The organism is Bacillus pacificus (genome assembly GCF_020861345.1).
Classification (GTDB): domain Bacteria; phylum Bacillota; class Bacilli; order Bacillales; family Bacillaceae_G; genus Bacillus_A; species Bacillus_A pacificus.
The window spans coordinates 1120830-1142653 of sequence record NZ_CP086328.1 but is presented as its reverse complement, the minus strand read 5'-3'; the positions used below and the strand labels follow the sequence as shown (position 1 = coordinate 1142653).

General features: G+C 36.2%; 31 protein-coding genes and 1 pseudogene. 12 read left to right on the top strand and 20 right to left on the bottom strand.

The genetic code is table 11. The features are described from left to right. Positions 1-24 precede the first annotated feature (24 nt). Positions 25-306 (bottom strand): YqhV family protein, encoded by a 282-nt coding sequence (locus LMD38_RS06010; protein ID WP_000816052.1) that lies wholly within the window; start codon positions 304-306, stop codon positions 25-27. A 187-nt stretch (positions 307-493) separates the two neighbouring features. On the opposite strand from LMD38_RS06010, the gene LMD38_RS06005 reads away from it, so the two are divergent. Both LMD38_RS06005 and LMD38_RS06000 read left to right on the top strand, forming a co-directional pair. Continuing rightward, the gene (locus tag LMD38_RS06005; protein WP_016718463.1) at positions 494-1072 is read left to right on the top strand and encodes a GNAT family N-acetyltransferase; all 579 of its coding nucleotides are present in this window, start codon (positions 494-496) and stop codon (positions 1070-1072) included. After that, entirely contained in the window at positions 1053-1355 is a 303-nt protein-coding gene (locus LMD38_RS06000; RefSeq protein WP_016718464.1) for a hypothetical protein, read from the top strand. Before LMD38_RS06005 ends, LMD38_RS06000 begins: the two co-directional genes overlap by 20 nt. Before the next feature lie 35 nt (positions 1356-1390). Here the strand turns inward: LMD38_RS06000 and efp are convergent, their stop codons facing one another. From efp to LMD38_RS05980, 4 genes are read right to left on the bottom strand one after another with little or no spacing between them, the layout of a single operon-like run. After that, positions 1391-1948: an elongation factor P gene (efp, locus tag LMD38_RS05995; RefSeq protein ID WP_000626512.1), complete on the bottom strand. Its 558-nt coding sequence runs from the start codon at positions 1946-1948 to the stop codon at positions 1391-1393. A gap of 21 nt (positions 1949-1969) precedes the next feature. After that, complete coding sequence (pepQ, locus tag LMD38_RS05990) at positions 1970-3031, bottom strand: Xaa-Pro dipeptidase (RefSeq protein WP_000411052.1); 1062 nt, start codon at positions 3029-3031, stop codon at positions 1970-1972. A gap of 4 nt (positions 3032-3035) precedes the next feature. Beyond that, entirely contained in the window at positions 3036-3476 is a 441-nt protein-coding gene (aroQ, locus tag LMD38_RS05985) for a type II 3-dehydroquinate dehydratase (protein WP_000757087.1), read from the bottom strand. 52 nt (positions 3477-3528) lie between these two features. Then, complete coding sequence (locus LMD38_RS05980; RefSeq protein WP_000076899.1) at positions 3529-4017, bottom strand: YqhR family membrane protein; 489 nt, start codon at positions 4015-4017, stop codon at positions 3529-3531. Between the two features lie 244 nt (positions 4018-4261). On the opposite strand from LMD38_RS05980, the gene LMD38_RS05975 reads away from it, so the two are divergent. Continuing rightward, positions 4262-5182: a DUF1385 domain-containing protein gene (locus LMD38_RS05975; protein WP_000807112.1), complete on the top strand. Its 921-nt coding sequence runs from the start codon at positions 4262-4264 to the stop codon at positions 5180-5182. 79 nt (positions 5183-5261) lie between these two features. Next, positions 5262-5663, top strand: coding sequence for an SA1362 family protein (locus tag LMD38_RS05970; protein ID WP_001014446.1), 402 nt, complete (start codon positions 5262-5264; stop codon positions 5661-5663). Here LMD38_RS05970 and LMD38_RS05965 read toward each other — a convergent pair. The 3 genes from LMD38_RS05965 to splB all read right to left on the bottom strand — a co-directional run bounded on the left by LMD38_RS05965 (position 5660) and on the right by splB (position 7973). Next, entirely contained in the window at positions 5660-6322 is a 663-nt protein-coding gene (locus LMD38_RS05965; RefSeq protein ID WP_000643921.1) for an HAD family hydrolase, read from the bottom strand. The two genes, LMD38_RS05970 and LMD38_RS05965, sit on opposite strands and share 4 nt — an antisense overlap. Positions 6323-6375: 53 nt before the next feature. Further along, entirely contained in the window at positions 6376-6804 is a 429-nt protein-coding gene (gene mntR, locus LMD38_RS05960) for a transcriptional regulator MntR (RefSeq protein ID WP_001143076.1), read from the bottom strand. A gap of 143 nt (positions 6805-6947) precedes the next feature. Continuing rightward, positions 6948-7973 carry a spore photoproduct lyase gene (gene splB, locus LMD38_RS05955; protein WP_000802119.1) on the bottom strand — a complete coding sequence of 342 codons (1026 nt, stop codon included), beginning with the start codon at positions 7971-7973 and terminating at the stop codon, positions 6948-6950. A 270-nt stretch (positions 7974-8243) separates the two neighbouring features. Here splB and LMD38_RS05950 point away from each other — a divergent pair, with 270 nt between their 5' ends. Continuing rightward, complete coding sequence (locus LMD38_RS05950; RefSeq protein ID WP_000111937.1) at positions 8244-9092, top strand: hypothetical protein; 849 nt, start codon at positions 8244-8246, stop codon at positions 9090-9092. 28 nt (positions 9093-9120) lie between these two features. Here LMD38_RS05950 and LMD38_RS05945 read toward each other — a convergent pair whose 3' ends face one another. Then, positions 9121-9957 (bottom strand): lipoate--protein ligase family protein, encoded by an 837-nt coding sequence (locus LMD38_RS05945; RefSeq protein WP_000514079.1) that lies wholly within the window; start codon positions 9955-9957, stop codon positions 9121-9123. 170 nt (positions 9958-10127) lie between these two features. Here LMD38_RS05945 and LMD38_RS05940 point away from each other — a divergent pair, with 170 nt between their 5' ends. From LMD38_RS05940 to LMD38_RS05910, 7 genes and pseudogenes are all read left to right on the top strand, one after another. Beyond that, complete coding sequence (locus tag LMD38_RS05940) at positions 10128-10511, top strand: rhodanese-like domain-containing protein (RefSeq protein WP_000108655.1); 384 nt, start codon at positions 10128-10130, stop codon at positions 10509-10511. Between the two features lie 249 nt (positions 10512-10760). Continuing rightward, the gene (locus tag LMD38_RS05935) at positions 10761-11738 is read left to right on the top strand and encodes a LacI family DNA-binding transcriptional regulator (RefSeq protein WP_001273961.1); all 978 of its coding nucleotides are present in this window, start codon (positions 10761-10763) and stop codon (positions 11736-11738) included. Between the two features lie 96 nt (positions 11739-11834). Then, the gene (locus LMD38_RS05930) at positions 11835-12416 is read left to right on the top strand and encodes a TetR/AcrR family transcriptional regulator (RefSeq protein ID WP_003267456.1); all 582 of its coding nucleotides are present in this window, start codon (positions 11835-11837) and stop codon (positions 12414-12416) included. A gap of 71 nt (positions 12417-12487) precedes the next feature. Further along, positions 12488-12820: a DMT family transporter gene (locus LMD38_RS05925; RefSeq protein ID WP_000312349.1), complete on the top strand. Its 333-nt coding sequence runs from the start codon at positions 12488-12490 to the stop codon at positions 12818-12820. A gap of 1 nt (position 12821) precedes the next feature. Continuing rightward, on the top strand, positions 12822-13136 hold the full coding sequence (locus LMD38_RS05920; protein WP_000312623.1) for a DMT family transporter: 315 nt from the start codon (positions 12822-12824) through the stop codon (positions 13134-13136). 15 nt (positions 13137-13151) lie between these two features. After that, the gene (locus tag LMD38_RS05915) at positions 13152-13253 is read left to right on the top strand and encodes a DUF3975 family protein (protein WP_373925870.1); all 102 of its coding nucleotides are present in this window, start codon (positions 13152-13154) and stop codon (positions 13251-13253) included. A gap of 420 nt (positions 13254-13673) precedes the next feature. Beyond that, a pseudogene (locus LMD38_RS05910) lies at positions 13674-13868 on the top strand (DUF3975 family protein); the annotation flags it as partial. Between the two features lie 16 nt (positions 13869-13884). Here LMD38_RS05910 and LMD38_RS05905 read toward each other — a convergent pair. The 11 genes from LMD38_RS05905 to gcvPA all read right to left on the bottom strand — a co-directional run bounded on the left by LMD38_RS05905 (position 13885) and on the right by gcvPA (position 21819). Then, positions 13885-14073 (bottom strand): hypothetical protein, encoded by a 189-nt coding sequence (locus LMD38_RS05905; protein ID WP_041184700.1) that lies wholly within the window; start codon positions 14071-14073, stop codon positions 13885-13887. Positions 14074-14321: 248 nt separating this feature from the next. Beyond that, positions 14322-14915 carry an ABC-2 transporter permease gene (locus LMD38_RS05900; protein ID WP_061184058.1) on the bottom strand — a complete coding sequence of 198 codons (594 nt, stop codon included), beginning with the start codon at positions 14913-14915 and terminating at the stop codon, positions 14322-14324. 14 nt (positions 14916-14929) lie between these two features. Next, a complete protein-coding gene (locus tag LMD38_RS05895) occupies positions 14930-15553 on the bottom strand; it encodes an ABC-2 transporter permease (RefSeq protein WP_061184059.1) in 624 nt (207 codons plus the stop codon). Positions 15554-15585: 32 nt separating this feature from the next. Further along, entirely contained in the window at positions 15586-16218 is a 633-nt protein-coding gene (locus LMD38_RS05890) for an ABC-2 transporter permease (protein ID WP_061184060.1), read from the bottom strand. Between the two features lie 14 nt (positions 16219-16232). After that, on the bottom strand, positions 16233-16901 hold the full coding sequence (locus tag LMD38_RS05885) for an ABC-2 transporter permease (RefSeq protein ID WP_016718470.1): 669 nt from the start codon (positions 16899-16901) through the stop codon (positions 16233-16235). Beyond that, positions 16882-17754, bottom strand: coding sequence for an ABC transporter ATP-binding protein (locus tag LMD38_RS05880; RefSeq protein ID WP_000891296.1), 873 nt, complete (start codon positions 17752-17754; stop codon positions 16882-16884). The genes LMD38_RS05885 and LMD38_RS05880 overlap by 20 nt, the downstream gene beginning before the upstream one ends. Positions 17755-17757: 3 nt before the next feature. Further along, entirely contained in the window at positions 17758-18132 is a 375-nt protein-coding gene (locus LMD38_RS05875; RefSeq protein ID WP_001021351.1) for a GntR family transcriptional regulator, read from the bottom strand. 116 nt (positions 18133-18248) lie between these two features. Further along, positions 18249-18440 carry a hypothetical protein gene (locus LMD38_RS05870; RefSeq protein WP_000535935.1) on the bottom strand — a complete coding sequence of 64 codons (192 nt, stop codon included), beginning with the start codon at positions 18438-18440 and terminating at the stop codon, positions 18249-18251. A 70-nt stretch (positions 18441-18510) separates the two neighbouring features. Next, positions 18511-18714: a DUF3929 family protein gene (locus LMD38_RS05865; RefSeq protein ID WP_000262495.1), complete on the bottom strand. Its 204-nt coding sequence runs from the start codon at positions 18712-18714 to the stop codon at positions 18511-18513. A gap of 289 nt (positions 18715-19003) precedes the next feature. Next, positions 19004-20479 (bottom strand): aminomethyl-transferring glycine dehydrogenase subunit 2, encoded by a 1476-nt coding sequence (gene gcvPB / locus LMD38_RS05860; RefSeq protein WP_000795696.1) that lies wholly within the window; start codon positions 20477-20479, stop codon positions 19004-19006. Further along, positions 20476-21819 (bottom strand): aminomethyl-transferring glycine dehydrogenase subunit 1, encoded by a 1344-nt coding sequence (gcvPA, locus tag LMD38_RS05855; RefSeq protein ID WP_016718471.1) that lies wholly within the window; start codon positions 21817-21819, stop codon positions 20476-20478. Before gcvPA ends, gcvPB begins: the two co-directional genes overlap by 4 nt. Between the last annotated feature and the right edge of the window lie 5 nt (positions 21820-21824).

Sequence of the window (21824 nt, the reverse complement as noted above, 5' to 3'; positions counted from 1 at the left end):
TTCGCCCCACTATACTCGACTTACTTATTTCAACAACGCGATAAAAATGCAGCCAATTCCAAGCGTTAAAAAAAAGAGTTTCAAGAAAGAAATCTCGCTTGCCACACTCGCTATACCTATTGTCATTGTTAAAATTAATACGGTCGGTCCAACAAACGCCAACATACTATTTATAAACAATGCTTTCTTTGCATCATTCACATAAAGCATAAGCAAAGCAGCAAATATTTCCGCACTACCTGAAAATAATCGAAGTGCTCCCATAACAAGCACGGATGTTTCCATTGCCGCTAGCCACTGTTTCATTCTCCCACCCTCTCCCATAACGGTTACTAGTGCTGCACTCCAAAAAAGAATATATTTGTACAACCATATGCAGAGGTTGTCTATTTCAGAATTAAAAACATAATTTTTATCTACCGCCTATAATAATTTGAACATTCTTAATAATTATGGTATTTTATGGTATATTTATTGAAAAGGAGGGAAAATGATGCAACGAGTTACTTTATTACCACTCGATTTCCGGTATGCAAATGTGATTTTCAAGCTATCAAGTGATCCACATGTAAAAAACGCATTAGGAATAAAAGTAGAAACAATCGAAGACACGAAAGCATTCCTTCTTTTCGCCATAGAAGAAGAACGCCAAAAGAAGTCTTTATCGAGAGTGATTGTAAATGAAGAGAATGAAATAATTGGTCTCACCACACTTAAACATATTAATTACGAGAAGAAACAATCTCACATTGGTAGTTGGCTCGGCTATCCGTACTGGGGAAAAGGATATAATGAGGCTGCTAAAAAAGAAATTTTTAAGATTGCTTTTTTAGACTTACAACTTTCCTACGTATTTGCTGGTGCTAAAACGAATAATATTCGCTCGTTAAAAGCACAAGAAAAACTCCCTTATATTTCATTGCATGTGGAAAACAAGTTTCCAGATGAACACGCTACGCTAGAGAAAGAAGTAAAGTCACCTTGCTCTCTACATGTCGTGTCACGTAAAAATTTTTTAAACTGGTTGGAATTACAGGGTGAGGAGGAAAAATATGAAGAGATTAAAAATTAGTTTAACAGTCGTAGTAGAAGTAGCTCTTATTTATCTTTTTTCATCATTGGTCGGCTGGTCATTCATGGAGGCCTTTTTTCTTGGTAGTTTAGCAATATTCGGGGCAATTTGGCTCATTGCTTTAAATATAAATCAAAATAACAACATTGATCACACTATATATAAAACAGGTACGGTAAAACCTTTTCAAATGACATGGGGTCCTTACACAACAGGTGCTGCTAGTCTTACAGCTTTCAGTTTTATAATAACTACTATTTATTATTTGCCCTATTTTCTATAAAAAAAGCACTCGTGATAATCACGAGTGCTTTTCTACTATGCACGAGAAACGTATTTACCTTCACCAGTGTTGATGATAAGTGTTTCGCCTTCGTTAATGAAGATTGGTACTTGTACAACAAGGCCAGTTTCTAATGTAGCTGGTTTTGTTACGTTAGAAGCAGTATCACCTTTAATACCTGGCTCTGTTTCTGTAACTTGTAATTCAACTGTGTTTGGAAGTTCAACACCAAGTACTTCGCCTTGGTAAGTCATAATAGATACTTCCATGTTTTCTTTTAGGAATTTAAGCTCGCGCTCGATTTGTTTTTCACCAAGTTCGATTTGCTCATAAGTTCCGTTATCCATAAATACGTGAGACTCACCGCTTGCGTATAAGTATTGCATACGACGGTTTTCGATGTGTGCTTTTTCCACTTTCTCACCAGCACGGAATGTTTTCTCTTGAACAGAACCTGTGCGAAGGTTACGTAGTTTAGAACGAACGAATGCAGCACCTTTACCTGGCTTTACGTGTTGGAAATCAAGTACTTGCCAAAGGCCATTATCCACTGCAATTGTTAAACCTGTACGAAAATCGTTTACTGAAATCATGTAAAAAAATCCTCCTGTGTATTACAAAATAATAAGTTCTTTTGGTGATTTCGTAATTACTTCATTACCTTCACTTGTCACAATGATATCATCTTCAATACGTACGCCGCCAATACCTGGAATATAAATACCTGGCTCTACTGTTACAGCCATACCTGGTTCAAGCACTGTATCAGAACGGAATGCTAAACCTGGTGCTTCATGGATTTCAAGACCGATTCCATGACCAGTAGAATGTCCGAAGTATTCACCGTATCCTTTTTCCGTTATGTAATCACGCGTTAACGCATCCGCTTCACGGCCAGTTAAACCAGCTTTAATACCGTTCACACCACGTAATTGTGCTTCTAAAACGATATTATAAATTTCTTTCAATTTATCAGATGGTTCACCAACTGCAATCGTACGAGTAATATCAGAGCAATATCCTTTGTAATAAGCGCCGAAGTCTAATGTAACGAAATCTCCTGTTTCTATCACTTTTTCAGATGCCACGCCGTGCGGTAATGCCGAACGAAGACCTGAAGCAACGATAATATCAAACGAAGAAGATGTTGCTCCTTGTTTTCTCATGAAAAATTCAAGTTCATTTGACACTTCAATTTCAGATACTCCCGGGCGAATGAATGATAGAATATGTTCAAAGGCAGCATCTGCAATCTGTGCAGCTTCCTTTAATATCTTAATCTCTGAATCAGTCTTTATCAAGCGTAACTTTTCTACAAGCCCAGAAGTTGGGACAAATTCAGCATCAATCGCTTCTTTATGAGCTGAATAAGAACTATATGTAAGAGTATCTTGCTCAAAGCCAAGCTTTTGAATTCCTAATTCTTTCACTTGCTTTGCAACTTCATCAATAATTAATCCTGCATGCTGTACAATTTCGTATCCAACCGCTTGTTTAGTAGCCTGCTCTACGTAACGGAAATCTGTAATAAATTGAGCGCGATTTTTCGAAATGAGTACAACACCAGCTGTTCCTGTGAAGTTAGCCATATATCTACGACTATGTTCATTTGTTAACAAAATACCGTCAATACCAGCCTCATCAAATGCACTTCTTAATCTTTCGATTTTCTCCATTACTTTATGCCTCCCTCAATTTCTCCATTAATGCAAATAACGCTAACTTATAGCCATAAAAACCAAATCCAACAATTTGTCCCGCACAAACAGCTGCCGTCACAGATTCGTGACGGAACGACTCACGCTGATGAATGTTAGAAATATGTACTTCAATAACAGGAATCGAAATGCTTGCAATTGCATCTCGAATCGCATAGCTATAATGCGTAAATGCTCCAGGATTTAAAATGATCCCTTCATATATATCTTCCGCCTCATGAATACGATCGATAATCGCACCTTCATGATTCGATTGGAAACATTCTAACTCCACTCCCATTGTTTCTGCTTCTTGCTTCATATCTGCTTCAAGTGTCGCTAGCGTGCCCTTTCCATATACATTTACCTCCCTGACACCGAGGCGATTTAGGTTAGGACCGTTTACGAGGAGTACCTTTTTCATATGTTTAAAACTCCTTAATATTAAATATCTATATAACATTTTAACATAGGAGTTACTTATTTGAATAGTTTGTCTTCTCTTCTCCTTCTCGCCCAGCTTTATTTGTATTTACTGCATAGGAAACAGAGTACGCTATAAACACACCATACAATATAAAAATGCATATCGTCGTCACAATTGTTTCTTTCGGTAAATGGAGTGCACTTTTAATAGCAGGCGCTATTAACCCCACTCCGAAAAATAGTAACGCCCACCAAAATAGACCATAAATCATCCCTGGAAGAACTCCTTCAAACTTTGCCAAAAACGCTTTATACAAAAAGGCAATTAAAATCGAAAGTAGTCCCATACAAACAATTCCTGACACATTTCCCCATACCCCTTCTTTCCAACTTCCAAAGGCAAATGGTAATAATAAATAGTTCGGTCCCGCTTCTGTAAATGAAAATATATGAAGGAAATACCATATCCCTCCCCAAAACAGTCCACCGAATAAACCAATTTGTACAAAATTCCTTGTTCCTAATTGTTCTTGACTCACATCGACACCTCCGCTCAATAGTATGCCCGAAACTATTTTGAACCATGTTTAAATACTGCGAAATTTGTCTATAAAAAGAATAAGAAATGTCCGACTCTCGTAACATTTTTCCTTGTCATCTACTTGTATTTGTCGATAAAATAAAGGAAACTCGGTGATTGTCTTATTTCAAAACGACAGAACCCAGTATGACAATTGCCTCTTTTTCTACATAAGAGAGAAACAAATACAGGTTGGTGTTAACATGGCAGAAGAGTCAAAACAAATATATGGCGGGCAAGCAGTCATAGAAGGAGTTATGTTTGGCGGTAGAGAATATACTGTTACAGCGGTTCGTCGTAAAGATAAATCGATTGAATTTTATCGATTACCACGCGTTCGTAATAAAGCATTATCTATCCTGAAAAAAATTCCATTTTTACGAGGGATTGCCGCTATTGTGGATGCAAGCGCGAACGGGGCAAAACATTTAAACTTTGCTTCAGAACGATTTGATGTTCACCCAGAAGAAGATGAACAAATTGCAAATAAAAAAGAAGAACAATCGAAGTTAACGATGGTATTAGGAGTTGCAGCAGTTGGCGTTTTATCTTTCATATTTGGTAAAGTCATTTTCACAGCAGTTCCTGCATTACTAGCTGAATTAACGAGACCGATTTTCCCATCTCATACAGGGCAAATCATTGTCGAAAGTGTCATTAAGCTCATGCTATTATTGAGCTATATATACTTTATTTCTTTAACGCCACTCATTAAGCGGGTATTTCAGTACCATGGTGCGGAGCATAAAGTCATTAATGCCTATGAGAATAATCTTTCATTGACTGTAGAAAATGTTCAAAAACAAACTCGCCTTCATTATCGTTGTGGCAGTAGCTTCATTATATTTACAGTCATTATTGGAATGTTTGTTTATTTCCTTGTCCCTACAGATCCACTTTGGGCCAGAGTGGTAAACCGAATTTTATTAATTCCAGTCGTTCTCGGTATTTCTTTTGAAGTGTTACAATTTACAAATCGATTACGCGATATTCCAGTATTACGCATACTTGGATATCCCGGATTATGGCTACAACTATTAACAACGAAAGAACCAACAGATGATCAAGTGGAAGTAGCCATTGCATCGTTTGAAGAATTATTACGTTTAGAAAACAAACAATAATTATTTAAAAATGGTGTTCAACTCCTTTCCTCATCGTTAATATACTAATTTTAATATATGTTTTTAGGAGGTGTTCCTTATGAACGGTCGTTCGTTTACTTTCGCTATATTTGTGCTTATTATCGGATTAGCAATATTCGGCCTTGTTTCATCTGTCATTACAGATCCAATGGGAGTGTTAAGAAATATTGGTATCATGTTGGCTGTCGTTGGTATCTTTTATTTACTCTACAAAATGTTTACAAACTCTAGCGGTTCAGCAAATTCGCAAAGCTCATATAAGCGTGCTGCAAAACAATCGAGCCGCAAACACGGGAAACAAAACGTAGCACCCCTAAGCAATTCTTTCTTTAAATCAAACGCTTCTAATGACAAAGGGAAAAAAGGGAATCTTTCTTCTTTAAAGCGAAAAAGAAAACAATCTCATTTAACTGTCATTGAAGGTAAAAAAAACAAAAAGAAAGACCGTGCTTCCTTTTAGGAAATACGGTCTTTCTTTATATTTTGCAGTACTTCTTTCAAGCTTTTATCTTTCATACTTTCAATTCGAAGATGATGATTTGCAAATGGTAAATTACGTGTCACATCATTAGGTACAACGACGCACGTTAACCCTGCTGCAATCGCTGCTTTCAATCCGTTTAACGAGTCTTCAAATACAACAGCCTCAGACGGATCAATCCCTAAATCTTCTATCGCAATTTGATAAAGTGCTGGATCTGGTTTTACCTTTTCAACATCTTCTCTCGTTTTAATAACTTCAAAATAATCTCGAATTTGTAGCTCTTCTAAAAAAGGAATCACCCATTCTCTAGATGAACTAGATGCTAACGCGATTTTTAATCCCATTTCTTTCGCTTCTTGTAAGTATTCTTTTACCCCGTCACGAGCTTCTGGTGTTTTCATTTTTTCTTTATGTAAAATTTTCACTTTTTCTTTTAATGCATGCTTGTTAAACTTCTCTTTTAATTGCTCATTTAAATATGCATACAGTACATCATCTGTCGTTCCAATACACTTTGCAAATTCTTCTAAAGGTAACTCCCCACCGTACTCACGAACGGCGTCTCTGAAAGAGTGAAACCATATTGTTTCTGTGTCCACAATTAATCCATCAAAATCAAAAATAATTGCTTTCATAATTCTCCCATCCTTTTCGATTGAAATAAAAAAGGAAACGACTTACGTTCCCCTTAATTACTTTTCTCTTCATTTGCTTTTTGAACGCCACGAAGTGTTTCCACTCGAACCTCATCTTGTTCAAAGTATTGCACTAAATCACCAATGCGATCAATTGCTTCCCAGCTTAAATGATGTTCAATTCCTTCTACATCATTGTAAATCTTACTTTCATCCACACCGATAATACGCATAAATTGCTCTAACAATTCATGACGATATACGAGACGTTCTCCGATTTTTTTACCTTTTGATGTTAATACAAGCCCTCTATATTTTTCATAAATTAGATATTCATCTTTGTCTAATTTTTGCACCATTTTTGTTACAGAGGATGGATGTACACTAAGCGCTTCAGCAATATCAGATACGCGGGCATAACCCTTTTCATCAATCAACAAATAAATTTGTTCAATATAATCTTCCATACTAGGGGTAGGCATCGGTTTCCTCCATCCAATTTCATTTTGCTCATTCCGTACGAAGCAATCAATAAAATGATACACCAGAAAGAATAACGTGACAAGTTGAAAACAAGCCTAAATATATAAAACAAAAAGAATCTGTATTTGCATACAGACTCCTCTTAAGTGAAGTATTGTATTTCTGCATCAGGAAAAAACTCATGTATATAACCTCTTATTGTTTCTTCTAATACTGCTGCGTCATCTTTTTTATATACGTATTTCCCAATGCCGTACCGTCCCCATTTATATTTTCGCTTCTCTTCATCCATTTCAAGCTTTGTATTCGGATAACGCTCTTGTATGACCTTTTTTGCAGGTTTTGTAAAGCGATGTTGAATTAATTCAAATGTTAAATTCGGTATCGACAAATCTTTTAATGCATTATACAGTCGCTCAAATAGTTCACGATATCCTTCTTCCCATCCTTCATGCATATAAAGCGGCGCAACTATAAAACCAAGCGGATAACCCGCGCCTGCTACTTTACGAGCCGCTTCAATTCGTTCTTCAAACGGTGACGTCCCTGGCTCAAAATTTTTAATTACATACCGTGAATTAATACTAAACCTGAAACGAGTTTTCCCGTTATGTTTTGCATCTAACAAATGATCAACGTGCGAATATTTCGTAACGAAACGTAAACGCCCATGCTCACTTTCTCCAATGAATTCGATCGCGCGCTTTAATGCATGTGTTAAATGATCGATCCCAACGATATCTGATGTACAAGCAGCTTCAAACCTTGTTATTTCAGGTGCTCTTTCATCCATATATTGCTGTGCCTTCTCAAATATTTCATCAAGATTCACATACACGCGAACGTAAGGCTTACTCCCAAGTGTCGTTTGCAAGTAACAATAATGACAATGTCCCATACATCCTGTTGCGAGCGGAATTGCATATTCAGCTGACGGCTTTGACGTATCAAACTTTAATGTCTTCCTCACCCCAACGACAAGCGTTGCCTTTGCATTACGATACTTTTGCAAATCATTTTCACCCGGCAAATTTCTAATTTGATTATGGGATGTCGTTTCACGAATCTCTAGTCCCATCTTCGTAAACTTCTCATACAGCTCTTTTCCAAGTGGATATTCCAGTGCCTTCGGTTCAAAGTAAACGAGTTTTGGCATAAATGGTTTCATATGCTTCCCTCCTCTCGTTAGTATGGGAAACGATGAAAAATTAACACGCATTAAAGTTTTCCACGTTTTAACAGCCCTTCAAAAGGCTGTTTTTCTTCTGTCTAATTTTACAAATTGAAAAATTTCATAAAGAAAATAAGAAAAATGCAAAATAATTAAAGTTAATTGTTGACGTGATGCTTTTATTATCGGTATCATAAATCTTCGTGAGCAATTATTTTTCGTTATACGATTTTTTATTATTACTGAATTTTTGAGAGGAGAAATTAGATGTCAGTTAAGAAGAAAACGCAAGTACGCACCGGCAAAATGGTACGTGAACTAATGTTAGCAGACGAAGATGTAAGTGCTTCGCTAATTATGGTATATAGTGAAAACGGTGTAAACGCAGAAATTAAAATCGAGGGCTTAACGCCGAAATGTAACGAAGAATTATTTTTGAGCGGAAACGTGGATTGGAACAAGAGTGTTATTTATAAAATTGTTGATTTCACTGGAAACGCTGAAGTTGGTAAAGTTACATTAACAGCGATGAACAAAAATAATGTTTCTCTAGAAATAGAACGCGTTATGTGGAGTAAAGAAAATAAAGAGGCTGCTGAACAAGAAGAAACAGTTGTAGAAGCTACTCCGAAAAAAGAAGTAATTGTAGAAGCTCCAAAAGCAGTTACACCTGCTCCAAAGACTGTTACACGTGTGGAAACACCTGCTACAGCACCAACACCTAAGCCTACTCCGGCACCGACACCGAAGCCAGTAAGTGTAGAAGCAGCTGTAGAATTATCTACTCCAGCACCTGTGAAACGAGAAGTACCAACTCCGGTTACAAAGCAAGAGACAGCACCGGTCGCGCCTGCAAAACCGAAGCAACCTGCTTTGACTGAAACAAATTCAAAACTACAAGAAAATTATGTGAAACTCGTGAAAAAGACAATTGAAGTTTGTCAAGATTACGAGCTTGGCATCGACATAGATGATTCTATTGAAGGCTTAAAAGAAGAACTACAAAGCCAAGGTATTAGCGTTACATTTGACAAAGAAATTATGGACGTTGTCAATCGCCTTCGTTCTTTACAAGATAAAGGAATCAAAGTAGAAAAAGTACTTAATTTACTATAAAAAAATAAGAGGCGGCAATTGCCACCTCTTATTTTTTATAATTCCATTCTTTACTTTCATACTTTTCTTTTGCTAACGTTTGCACTTCATGTAATTGTTCTTCTGTTAATTCATACGGAACAAGCTCTACATCTAATCCTTTTTCAAACCCAACCTCAAACGCTTTAATTAACTGCTCGATTGTAAACGTACGGTCTGTTAATTCATTAATTGCTACCGCCTTAGATGAGAACATACTCTTCATGCGTTCTTTCACACGTTCATTCGGGAATAAAAACAGATCATATAACTCATCTAAATCTATTTCTAATGGAATCGACCCGTGCTGTAAAATAACACCTTTTTGACGTGTTTGCGCACTACCTGCGATTTTTCTTCCTTCTACTACAATTTCATACCAAGACGGTGCATCAAAACATACGCCTGAGCGTGGATTTTTCAAATTTTCACGATCTGCTTCTGTTTTTGGAACTGCATAATACGCTTCTAACCCTAATGCTTTAAAACCATCTAATAAACCTTGCGAAATAACACGATACGCTTCTGTAACTGTTTTTGGCATATTTGGATGATCTTCAGACACAATAACACTGTACGTTAATTCTTTATCATGTAGTACACCCCTGCCGCCTGTTTGACGACGAACGAATCCATATTTCTTTTCGTTAACTACATCCATATTAATATCTTTTTCAACACGCTGGAAATATCCGACTGTTAATGTTGGTACTTCCCATTCATAAAAGCGAATAGTTGGTGGCATTTTCTTTTCACTTTGCCAATTTAATAAACATTCATCTAACGCCATATTAAATGCCGGTGAACATTGACCAGAGTTAATATAACACCATTTTTCTTTTCCCATCCTGCACCTCATATAACCAATTATTTTTCACATTCTCTAGTCTACCAAATTCGACAAAATTTGTGAAAGAATACGAAATTTCTTCTTATATACAAATGAATCTGTTGCATAAATACATATGGGCATTATAATATTGAAAGTAGGATAAGAAAAAAGGGAGCGATAGAATCGTGTCAACAACTTGGATTATTTTATTAGCCGTAATCGTAGCGTTCATCGGTTACACTGTATGGATGTATTTCTATCAGAAGAAATTAATTACAACACTTTCAGAAGAAGAGTTTCGCGCTGGCTACCGTAAAGCACAGCTTATCGATATTCGCGAAGCAGACGAATATACTGCAGGGCATATTTTAGGCGCACGTAACATTCCGTTATCACAAATTCGCCTTCGTCATAAAGAACTTCGTAAAGATCAACCAGTTTACTTATACTGCCAAAGCGGATTCCGTACTGGTCGTGCGGCTCAATACTTAAAGAAACAAGGCTACAAAGATTTCTACCAATTACAAGGTGGATTCAAAACGTGGACTGGAAAAATTAAAAAGAAATAATAACATACAAAAACTAGCTGAATGATTCAGCTAGTTTTTCATTTGAAAACTTTCCACGTTATTCTCACACATTTTGACAAAACTTCTTTTATAAACGCAAAAAAGACCCCTATCATTCTCACGCCCGAATAAAAAGGTTACGCGAATAACAGAAGTCATATTTATAACATAGTTTGTGAAAAGCTTTTCAGGTCAAGATTTTTTCATTCTTATTATTTTCCCTTTATAATAAGGAGAGAGGTGATACATATGGCCAATATAAAACAAATTGCAAAAACCGCTGGTGTATCCATATCAACTGTTTCCCGCGTCCTAAATAATCACCCTTACGTAAAAGAAGAAAAACGTAAGCGTGTTCTAGATGCTGTTGAAGAATTGAACTATGCGAAAAATATAAATGCTATTCATTTAATAAAGGGAAAAACATATACAATCGGTGTTATGCTCCCTTTCATTAACCTTCCATACTTCAGTACCATTATTGAAGGTATCGGCAACGAAGCGTTAGCAGCTGGATATCACATTAATTTATGTCAAACGAATTACGATAGTATCGAAGAAATTCGTGTTCTTGAAATGATGAAAATGAAACAATTCGACGGGATGATTATTTGCTCTCGAACGAGTTCATGGGAACAAATTGAACCTTTCGCAAAATTTGCTCCTATTATTTCATGCGAAAAAATGAAGCACCCCCTCATTTCATCTGTCTACGTAGATCATTATGAAGGCTTCCGTCTCGGCACCGCCTATTTACTCAATAAAGGCCATGAAAAAATCGGGATTTGTTTAGCAAGAAAAACAAGTGTAAATTCCATGGAACGTGAAAAAGCGTTTGCTGATACACTTCGTAACGAAGGCAAAACGTTACATCCCGAATGGATTTTTCATCAATGCTATACAATGCAAGACGGTGCACAAATACTCCATCGTATTTTAAACATGAAAAATCGTCCAACTGCTATTTTTACAGCGAACGATCAAGTTGCAGCTGGTTTATTAACAGAGGCTCGCAAGCAAGGTCTTCGAATACCCGAAGACCTTGCTATCCTCGGATTTGATAATCATGAAATTTCAAAGGCGTTAGAAATTTCAACAATTGAACATCCCGGTCTCGAAATGGGCTCACATGCGTTTTCTTTATTCCATAAACAAATCCAAAGCGAGCAAATTATCGGGAACGCAAAAGAGCTTTCATTCCATTTAATTGAACGAGATACTGTCTAATAAGAGCGTTACCTATAGCGCTCTTTTTCAGCTCTTCACCTATTGACTTTATATTTTTACTTGCATATAATGAACCTAACGAACGGTAGGTAGGGGATGAAAATGACAGCAAACCGCATTAAAGCTGTAGCACTTTCTCATTTCGCACGCTACGGCTACGAAGGAACTTCATTAGCAAATATTGCTCAAGAAGTCGGGATTAAAAAACCATCAATTTACGCACACTTTAAAGGAAAAGAAGAGCTATATTTTATATGCTTAGAATCCGCTCTTCAAAAAGACTTACAGAGCTTCACAGGCGATATCGAAAAGTTTTCCAATTCGTCTACTGAAGAATTGCTCTTACAGCTACTAAAGGGCTATGCAAAACGATTTGGTGAAAGTGAAGAATCAATGTTTTGGTTACGCACTTCTTATTTTCCGCCTGATGCATTTCGCGAACAAATTATTAATAAAGCAAATGTACACATTGAAAACGTCGGAAAACTTTTATTCCCTGTATTTAAAAGAGCAAGCGAACAAGATGAGTTGCATAACATTGAAGTAAAAGACGCCTTAGAGGCTTTTCTATGCTTACTTGACGGTCTTATGGTTGAACTACTATACGCAGGTTTAAATCGTTTTGAGACACGTTTAGACGCTTCTTGGAAAGTATTTTGGCGTGGACTTTCAAACTGACGGATTGCTCCTTTGCAATGCGTCGTTTTTAAGCCCTTTACCTAACGACTGGTAGGAAGGAGAAATGACATATGGCATGGATTTATGTAATCTTAGCTGGTATTATTGAAATCTTTTGGGTAATTGGATTAAAACACGCGGAGGCTCCACTTGAATGGGCTGGTGTCGCGTTATTAATTACAATTAGTTTCGTCTTATTATTTAGAGCTTATAAAGATTTACCTGTTGGTACTGTATACGCAGTCTTCACTGGAATTGGAGCTGGTGGAATCGTTCTTACAGAAATTTTCGTTTTCGGAGAGCCATTCTCTATCGTAAAAGTATTATTAATTGGTTTAATCTTCTTCGGCGTAATTGGTTTAAAACGAGTAACAGAAGAAAAAGAAGCGAAGGAGGCCGCATAAAATGGCTTGGGTATTTTTAATTCTAGCTGGTATTTGTGAAATTATTGGTGTACTCTTTATGAAAGTAGCCACTGAAAAGAAAGGCTGGGCACCAAAAGTTATTTTAATCGCTAACTTCGGCGTAAGCTTCTTCTTCTTATCCCTAGCGATGAACACATTACCGATGGGAACTGCTTACGCGATTTGGACTGGAATCGGAACTGCCGGAAGTGCACTTCTAGGCATCCTTATTTTCCGCGAATCAGCGGATTGGCGTCGTCTTGCTTTCTTAAGCTGCATTCTATGCGGCGCTGTTGGCTTAAAACTATTAAGCTAACGTGAGGTGAATGTCATGTGGAAAGAAAAAGGGAAGCAACTGTTAGCATGGATCACGCTTAGTATCGTCGTTCTATTACAGATTTTCCGAATAGGAAAGCCCACTACGGTGCGATAGTACCCCCTTTAGGGGTGGGATGATAGTGAGGTCAAATGCGATGTACAGATAAAATACCGAAAGTATGTTCTGTACATCAAGTATTTGAAATGGTATAATTTTCATAACAGACAAGTAAAAGTCTCTAAAACAATCTTGTTCTCTGAAAACAGAATACATATGAGGTTGGAGTAACAAATTCTTCTGCTCCGTAAAATGTATTGAGTCGTCAAGTAAAAGACGCTAAAACACATTTGAGAACTCACAATCTGACTCGTTTGGTAATAGAACGAGTGCCGTATCTGCTAGATGCACTGGATACGGAGTGGTGATGGCACACCGCAATCTTGCACGTCAGCGATACTAGAAATAGACGTCGCCTTTGGTAGCAAGAATCCCACTGACGTTAGTCAGCTTGCGGCTTTAGCCGTGGGAGTGTCAAAAATCAGTTTTCACATAATAGAATCATTGTTTCATAAAATAGTATCCATTCTCACATTCCTTGCTAACATGACACTTGAAATAATATCAATCGTTTGGTCCATTATTGCCTCCATTGCACTTGTCATTATATGGAGTATCGCCAAGCTATGGAATAAGTTATTCAAAAAGGACAGTTCTTCTGAAAAAGAGTAACTGTCCTTTTTTATATTCATTCAGACTTTCTGTAGAAGTTTGATGTGATAAGACAAAATAGACCAACTATGACAATACTTATACCAACCCCTTTATGCAAACTAGGAAATAACGGTGGTATATCTGAATAAACATTTGCTAATATGAGACCGATTGAAACGAAAAATACCCCTATTCTATATAACCATTTTCTTTTGTTCATCATTCTCCCCTCCTAAAATGTTTCATACACTCCTTTCTTTTGGACATACTACCTAAAAAAGGAGTGAATAATATGCAAAATTCCGTACATAAGCAGATCCTATTTTTATTTTTCCTCTTTCTCATTCTCGTTATCGTTTTCAGCTTTATATTACATACTCCGAAAGATGTTGTACCGAGTAATCTCTCTGTTTATAAACTTTTACTTTCCTATTGTCGTTATTGAAGAAGGTGCCTTTTATAGGGCACCTTTTAAAATTCTCTTTTTTCATATAGCTTTACTGAAGCAAGTACAGATAAAAGCAACATACAAATAGAACAAATTAACAATACTCCATTATGTAAATGAATTTGTTCTATGTTAACTTGAAAGAACATTTCTACAATAACAATCGGTGCCATTAGTATAAAAAGCGTAATAAAAATAGATTTTTTATATCCTAACCAAAACGATATCGGTAAGACAAGACTTAAATATATAAAAACAAAGCCAGTAATCGTAACTAATGTTTTCGTTATAAATTCAAAAGTTCCACCCTCAAACTGATTGATTACTAAAGGACTAGACACTATCATACTTATAATAAAAACAATAAGTGCCATTATGTATTTAGCTACTACAATTTCTTTTTTTGCTAGCGGTAAACTATTTAACATTACTTCACCATCATATTTTTTATCATCATTAAATGTTTTTAAAATTGCTATAACTGGAATTATAGCTGACATAATTACGTAAAAGCTTTTAATATCTGTTAATGTCATATACAAGAAAAGAGGATATATTAAGTACCATATTAAATGCTTCCATTGCATGATAAAATCCTTTATTATGAGTTGCCTCACGATTACTCCTCCCCTCATAGATCACGCTCATTATATAAGCTAATTGAAAGCAACATGGACATAATATACAAAAGAATGAGTCCTACTATAAAACAAACATTTACGACTAGACTCGTGTTCCAAACATTCTCTACATCTAACCAGACGTTACTGACAATCAGTCCACTTAAATACCCCAATGCAAGTCCGGCGAACGGAGCAATTTGTTTGGCACTGCTATATCCTACTGAGAATTCAATCGGAAGTACAATTATGCTACAAACAACCCCACCTGTTATACCACCGAGAATTTGTCCCCACAGCATAAATCCAGTCATATGTTCATTTTGTAACTGTATGAAACCAACCACTAGTGAGAAACATCCACCTAGAGCAACTAAAACACTTACAAATATGTATTTCCCTATTACAATATCTTTACGCTCAAACGGTAAACTATTTACTATCGTTTCACTTTTATTTTTCCCCTCATAACTCATTGAGAGTATTATGCCAAGAGCAGGTACAAACATGCTAAATGTCATCAAAAAACTATCACTGCGAAAATCAACAATGAGTAGGAACAAGAAACATATAAGATAAACAAACCCTAACTTTCTTTGCAACATCATATCTTTTAAAACTAGTTGCTTGATCATGTATTACACCTCCTAATATGAAAATGTCCCTTCTATAACTCTACCTCCTGAAACATTTTCATTGAGAGAATCATTGATATGAATATGCTTACTAACACTCCGATTCCAAGAACACCCATTGCTAGCGTAGCATCTTCAGATTGAAGTACTTTTAACATAATTATTTTATCACCAAAAACATTGCACATAAGACCAATCATACCCATTAAAGGAAAAAGCATAATTAAATTCAAGACAGTAATAGCTTTATATCCTCCAATGTAATTAGCAGGTATCGTTACTACACAATAAATCAAAGTTGCTACTATTGCTGAAAACACTGCATATCCAGGCATAACTATATCCCCGTCCAACAAAATATTTTTTAATATTATGACTATAAAAGTTACACTCAAACCACCCATAATAAATACTGTGCTTGAAATATATTTAGCTATAACTATCTCTTGTCTCGTTATAGGCAAACTCACTAATACTTTTTCTGCTTTACTTTTCTCGTCATAATAAAAAGAAATATATATAATCGTACTACATGTTATAAATAATCCGATTGCAATCCCCATCGGGTCGACGGAATTCTTAAAAATAGATAAAATAGGGATTAAAAAATAGAAAGGAAACATCTTCTTCTGTAAAAAAAGCTCCTTCAAAATCAACTGTTGCATATGAATTCCCCTCTCTACAAATCACGTGCTTCATAAATTTTAATTGTAAGAAACATAGAAGCGATATAAATACTGACTAATGCAATGAATCCAACTATAAATATACCAATATGCAGAGGATTCATAATCCAATCAAGGAATGAAGGTGCTACTTCTTTCAGTCCATCACTAATAAATATCCAAAGTATCCCGCTAACTATTATTGAAGCTGCTGCTATTATACTTATTACCGCCTTTGATTTTGTAACATAATAAATAGGGAAAAAAGTGACCATCCAAAATACGGCATAAACAATTCCATTTATTACTTCATACCATGAAATCTCAATATAAAGCTTAGGATAGTATGCACCGATATCACCAATAACAGCGATACACCTTATAAGAAAAACAACTAGCATAGTAGAAATCATGCCCCCTACAATGAATATTGCACAGGAAATATATCTAGCAATTATGATACCCTTTCTACTTAGCGGTAAACTATTAATCATAATGTCACTTGTATTCCGTTCATCTATTATGATTAATATAATAACTGAGGAAAGAGTTATAAATAAACAACTCATAGGAAACAGCATTCCCTCACCGGGTTCAAATAAAAAGAATATAAAGGGTATAATAAGATACACTGGCCATATCCCCCGAAAAAAGAACAAATCTTTATATACGAGCTGACGCATAGGCACCTCTCCCTTTCGCCGTGTAAACGATAATATCATCTAATGTAGGCTTTTCTAGTACAACCTCATTTCCAAACCAGTCTATAATTGCTTGTTTATCCTTCGCTAAACCTTCGAAACCAAATTTATTTTTTCGTAATCCAACAAACAGTTCTTTTCCTTCTCGATCTAATAAATCATTACTTCCTTTTACGATTACGTAGTTCTCCATTAAGTCTTCTTTTTCACCAGTAAATATAATTTCTCCATCGTTGATAAACGTAATATAATCTGCAATGCGCTCTAAATCTGTTGTAATGTGCGTTGAGAATAATACGGATACTTCATCTTCCATTACAATTTCTTGCAACATATCAAGTAATTCACTTCGAACAACTGGATCTAATCCTGCTGTTGGTTCATCCATGATGATAAATTCTGCGTGGTGCGAGAGCGCGATGGCAATCGCAAATTTCATTTTCATCCCTTTTGATAGTTCTTTAATTTTTTTATACTTTGGAACTTGCAATCTATGCATATACGATTGATACTGCTCTTCATCCCATTTTTTATATAACGGTGCAATAATACGCTTCATTTGTTCACACGTTAAATCTTCGTAATAATGATTTTCATCATATACAAAGCCGATATTTTGTTTTATTTCCTTTTCGGCTTTCTTATTGTCCTTGCCAAAAATTTTTATATCTCCACTATCTTTTCTAATTAAATTCATAATCATTTTAATCGTCGTACTTTTCCCGGCTCCATTCGGTCCGACAAATCCCATAATATATCCGCGTGGTAATGTAAAACTTATATTTTTCACTGCAAAATCTTCATAACTTTTACATACGTTTTTTAGCTCTAACACCCTTTATTCCCCCTCATATAAACACGCTATCATCTGCTGTAAATCTTCAAGTGAAAGCTGTAACGCTTTACTTTCATTCACAATCTCTTCCGCTTTACTTTCCAATAGGCGAAGCCGCTGTTCTTTTAATAGTTCATTATTTTTACGTGAAACATAAGTCCCCTTCCCAGCAACAGTTTCTATATATCCTTCTTTCTCAAGCTCCTCGTACGCACGCTTCGTTGTAATTACACTAATTTGCAATTCCTTCGCTAAGCTACGAATAGACGGTAATTGGTCTCCACCCTTTAAACCACCATTTAAAATAAGCTGGCTTAATTGTTTTCTTATTTGTACATAAATAGGGTCTTGGGAAGAATTCGAAATAATAATATTCATGTTTTCCTCCAGTGTGTATATACTGTATATACCTTATATATACAGTATATACACACCATCCTATTTTTGGCAAGAAAAAAAGACCAACATTTTCCTGTTGGTCTTTCGTATATGTATCACTTTTCAAAGCGATCTAACATCTCATCTCTCATTCCGAAACTCACTACCGCAATTCCTACATACATAAACAGAAGGAACGCCGGATGAACTGTGTTGTACCAAGTGCTATCAACAATTAAATAAATCGTTAATGCCACAACAAGAACAAACGCTAAGATAAACATATAAAAGTGTCTTGTACTACCCATGATAAACTCCTCTCTTCTCACTTCACCATTCAACAGTATATTTTATCGAATAATTCGATATGACTCAAGGTTAACTTTCTGTTATGTAATCAAGTTCCACCTTTACAATGTCCTCACATGCTATTGAAATGATCGTTCCTTGCTTATCAATTGCCGTCACTTCTCTATTATCCATTACACGATGCGCTACTCTTTCTAACACTTTTCCTTGGTCTCGATAGCAAAATTCTTTTACATCTTTAATTGTTTCTCCATTTTCTAAATGGTATACCATTCTATAACATCGATATCCCACACTTTCACCCCCGTCTTGCTCGTTTTTTCACATATACATAAAAATGAGTAATTTTTGCCTCATCACATCTTCTTAATTTCAATAAAATTCTAACAAAAATAAATACTTTTATCAAACTGACTTTTTCAACAAAATCACCTATAAAACTGCTTCTTTACACCATTATGAAACAAAAAATATAAATTTTTAACATTTTCTGCACCACTTCTGCACAAATTCTCCATACAAAAAAGAACCCGCCGCAGCGAGTTCTTTTTTGTTATTCTAATCAAACTTGTACAGGAGCTGGCTTTTCATAACGTAAAACTGGTTTACGTGCAGCCATCGTTTCGTCTAAACGTTTAATGACTGTTGTATGAGGTGCTTCTTGTACAACTTCTGGATTTTCTTCTACTTCTTTAGCGATTTGAATCATCTTATCAATGAAACCGTCTAATGTTTCTTTTGATTCTGTTTCTGTCGGCTCAATCATAATACATTCTTCCACATTTAATGGGAAGTAAATTGTTGGTGGATGGTAACCGAAATCAAGCAGACGTTTTGCGATATCTAATGTACGTACACCAAGTTTCTTTTGACGACGACCTGATAATACAAACTCATGCTTACAATGTCTATCGAATGGAAGATCATAGAATGGTGCTAATCTTCTCATCATATAGTTCGCATTTAATACCGCATACTCCGTTACTGCACGCAAGCCATCTGGACCCATAGAACGAATGTATGTGTATGCACGAACGTTAATTCCGAAGTTACCGTAGAATGGTTTTACGCGCCCAATTGCCTCTGGACGATCATAGTTAAAGCGATAGCCATCTTCCGTTTTCTCTAAAATTGGTTTTGGTAAGTACGGAATTAAATCAGCTTTCACACCTACTGGACCAGAACCTGGGCCACCGCCGCCGTGAGGACCTGTAAATGTTTTATGAAGGTTTAAATGCACAACGTCAAATCCCATATCTCCTGGGCGCGCTTGGCTTAATACTGCATTTAAGTTTGCACCATCATAGTATAATTTACCGCCTGCGTTATGGACGATTTCTGCCATTTCTAAAATATTTTCTTCGAATAAACCTAATGTATTAGGGTTTGTTAACATAAGTGCTGCTGTTTCTTCATTTACAACACGTTTTAAGTCTTCTAAGTCAACAAGACCATGTTCATTTGATTTTACCGTAATTGTTTCAAAACCAGCTACAGTTGCAGATGCTGGATTCGTTCCGTGAGCAGAGTCAGGAACAATTACTTTCGTACGGTTAAAGTCACCATTTGCTTCATGGTATGCACGAATTAACATTAAGCCTGTCCATTCTCCGTGTGCACCAGCTGCTGGTTGTAATGTAACAGTATCCATACCTGTAATTTCAATTAAATGCTCTTGTAAATCGTACATTAATTCCATTGCACCTTGTACTGTCTTTTCATCTTGCAACGGATGAATATTTGCAAATCCTGCGAAACGAGCTACACTCTCATTAATTTTCGGATTATATTTCATCGTACAAGATCCAAGTGGATAGAAACCAGAATCAACACCGTGGTTACGGTTTGAAAGTGCTGTATAGTGGCGCATAATATCAAGTTCAGATACTTCTGGTAGCTCTGCATCTTCTACTCGAATATAATCGCTCTCAAATACATCTTCTAGTTTCACTTCTTCTACATCTAATTTTGGTAGGCTATATCCTATGCGTCCTTCTTTACTTACTTCAAAGATAAGTGCTTGGTCTTGGTTCTTCATTGGATAGCCCCCATTTCGTTTACAAGTGTGTCAATTTCCTCTTTTGTACGAAGCTCAGTTACTGCTACAAGCATATGGTTCTCATGCTCTTTATAATCACGGCCTAAGTCGTAACCGCCGATAATATTCTTTTGTAATAATGCATCGTTTACTTCTTTCACTGGGCGCTTGCAATCTACAACGAACTCATTGAAGAATGGTCCAGCAAATGTAACTGTGAAGCCTTTCGCTTCAAATTGACGTTTTGCATATTGTGCTTTAGAAATGTTTTGACGTGCCATTTCTTTCACACCTTGTTTACCAAGTGCCGTCATTGCAACTGATGCTGCTAATGCATTTAACGCTTGGTTGGAACAAATGTTAGATGTCGCTTTGTCACGGCGAATATGCTGTTCACGTGCTTGTAACGTTAATACAAATCCACGTTTACCATCTGAATCTACAGTTTGTCCGACAAGACGTCCTGGAATTTTACGCATGAATGCTTTCGTCGTTGCAAAGTAACCACAGTGTGGTCCACCAAACTGCGTTGGGATACCAAATGGTTGTGCATCACCGATGACAATATCAGCACCAAATTTTCCTGGTGGTGTTAATGCGCCTAATGATAATGGATTTGAAGAAACGATAAATAATGATTTTTGTTGATGAACGATTTTTTCAATCTCAGCTAATTTTTCAACTTGTCCGAAGAAGTTTGGATATTGAACGATTACACAAGCAACTGTATCATCTACTTCACTTTGTAATACGTCTAAATCTGTTACACCATCTTTATGATTAATTTCAACAACTTCAAGGTGTTGACCTTTTGCATATGTTTCAAGTACAGCCCTTGATTCTGGATGAACTGCGCTAGATACAAGAATTTTCTTTTTACGAGTATGGCCAGCTGCTAGCATTGCCGCTTCAGCTAAAGCTGTACCTCCGTCGTACATAGAAGAGTTTGCTACATCCATTCCTGTTAATTCACAAATCATTGTTTGGAATTCAAAAATTGCTTGTAATTCCCCTTGTGAAATTTCCGGTTGGTATGGCGTGTAAGCTGTATAAAATTCTGAGCGAGAGATAACATGATCTACGATTACTGGAGCGTAATGGTCGTATACGCCTGCTCCTAAGAAAGAAGCGTACTCTTTTAAGTTAGCATTTTTACTAGCCATTTGAGATAACTCTTTTAAAAGCTCTGGCTCTGATTTTGCTTCTTTAATTTTTAAATCCCCTTTAAAACGAACACTCTCTGGAATATCAGAGAATAACTCATCGATCGTTTGAACGCCGATCGTTTGTAACATTTCTTTTTTGTCTTCTTCTGTCATTGGAAGATAACGATGCAACATGAAAT

Coding starts and splice junctions, on each gene's coding strand:
- LMD38_RS06010 (WP_000816052.1), bottom strand. CDS start 306: ATGAAACAGTGGCTAGCGGCAATGGAAACATCCGTGCTTGTTATGGGA.
- LMD38_RS06005 (WP_016718463.1), top strand. CDS start 494: ATGCAACGAGTTACTTTATTACCACTCGATTTCCGGTATGCAAATGTG.
- LMD38_RS06000 (WP_016718464.1), top strand. CDS start 1,053: ATGAAGAGATTAAAAATTAGTTTAACAGTCGTAGTAGAAGTAGCTCTT.
- efp (WP_000626512.1), bottom strand. CDS start 1,948: ATGATTTCAGTAAACGATTTTCGTACAGGTTTAACAATTGCAGTGGAT.
- pepQ (WP_000411052.1), bottom strand. CDS start 3,031: ATGGAGAAAATCGAAAGATTAAGAAGTGCATTTGATGAGGCTGGTATT.
- aroQ (WP_000757087.1), bottom strand. CDS start 3,476: ATGAAAAAGGTACTCCTCGTAAACGGTCCTAACCTAAATCGCCTCGGT.
- LMD38_RS05975 (WP_000807112.1), top strand. CDS start 4,262: ATGGCAGAAGAGTCAAAACAAATATATGGCGGGCAAGCAGTCATAGAA.
- LMD38_RS05970 (WP_001014446.1), top strand. CDS start 5,262: ATGAACGGTCGTTCGTTTACTTTCGCTATATTTGTGCTTATTATCGGA.
- LMD38_RS05965 (WP_000643921.1), bottom strand. CDS start 6,322: ATGAAAGCAATTATTTTTGATTTTGATGGATTAATTGTGGACACAGAA.
- mntR (WP_001143076.1), bottom strand. CDS start 6,804: ATGCCTACCCCTAGTATGGAAGATTATATTGAACAAATTTATTTGTTG.
- splB (WP_000802119.1), bottom strand. CDS start 7,973: ATGAAACCATTTATGCCAAAACTCGTTTACTTTGAACCGAAGGCACTG.
- LMD38_RS05950 (WP_000111937.1), top strand. CDS start 8,244: ATGTCAGTTAAGAAGAAAACGCAAGTACGCACCGGCAAAATGGTACGT.
- LMD38_RS05945 (WP_000514079.1), bottom strand. CDS start 9,957: ATGGGAAAAGAAAAATGGTGTTATATTAACTCTGGTCAATGTTCACCG.
- LMD38_RS05935 (WP_001273961.1), top strand. CDS start 10,761: ATGGCCAATATAAAACAAATTGCAAAAACCGCTGGTGTATCCATATCA.
- LMD38_RS05930 (WP_003267456.1), top strand. CDS start 11,835: ATGAAAATGACAGCAAACCGCATTAAAGCTGTAGCACTTTCTCATTTC.
- LMD38_RS05925 (WP_000312349.1), top strand. CDS start 12,488: ATGGCATGGATTTATGTAATCTTAGCTGGTATTATTGAAATCTTTTGG.
- LMD38_RS05920 (WP_000312623.1), top strand. CDS start 12,822: ATGGCTTGGGTATTTTTAATTCTAGCTGGTATTTGTGAAATTATTGGT.
- LMD38_RS05915 (WP_373925870.1), top strand. CDS start 13,152: ATGTGGAAAGAAAAAGGGAAGCAACTGTTAGCATGGATCACGCTTAGT.
- LMD38_RS05905 (WP_041184700.1), bottom strand. CDS start 14,073: ATGATGAACAAAAGAAAATGGTTATATAGAATAGGGGTATTTTTCGTT.
- LMD38_RS05895 (WP_061184059.1), bottom strand. CDS start 15,553: ATGATCAAGCAACTAGTTTTAAAAGATATGATGTTGCAAAGAAAGTTA.
- LMD38_RS05890 (WP_061184060.1), bottom strand. CDS start 16,218: ATGCAACAGTTGATTTTGAAGGAGCTTTTTTTACAGAAGAAGATGTTT.
- LMD38_RS05885 (WP_016718470.1), bottom strand. CDS start 16,901: ATGCGTCAGCTCGTATATAAAGATTTGTTCTTTTTTCGGGGGATATGG.
- LMD38_RS05875 (WP_001021351.1), bottom strand. CDS start 18,132: ATGAATATTATTATTTCGAATTCTTCCCAAGACCCTATTTATGTACAA.
- LMD38_RS05870 (WP_000535935.1), bottom strand. CDS start 18,440: ATGGGTAGTACAAGACACTTTTATATGTTTATCTTAGCGTTTGTTCTT.
- LMD38_RS05865 (WP_000262495.1), bottom strand. CDS start 18,714: ATGGTATACCATTTAGAAAATGGAGAAACAATTAAAGATGTAAAAGAA.
- gcvPB (WP_000795696.1), bottom strand. CDS start 20,479: ATGAAGAACCAAGACCAAGCACTTATCTTTGAAGTAAGTAAAGAAGGA.
- gcvPA (WP_016718471.1), bottom strand. CDS start 21,819: ATGTTGCATCGTTATCTTCCAATGACAGAAGAAGACAAAAAAGAAATG.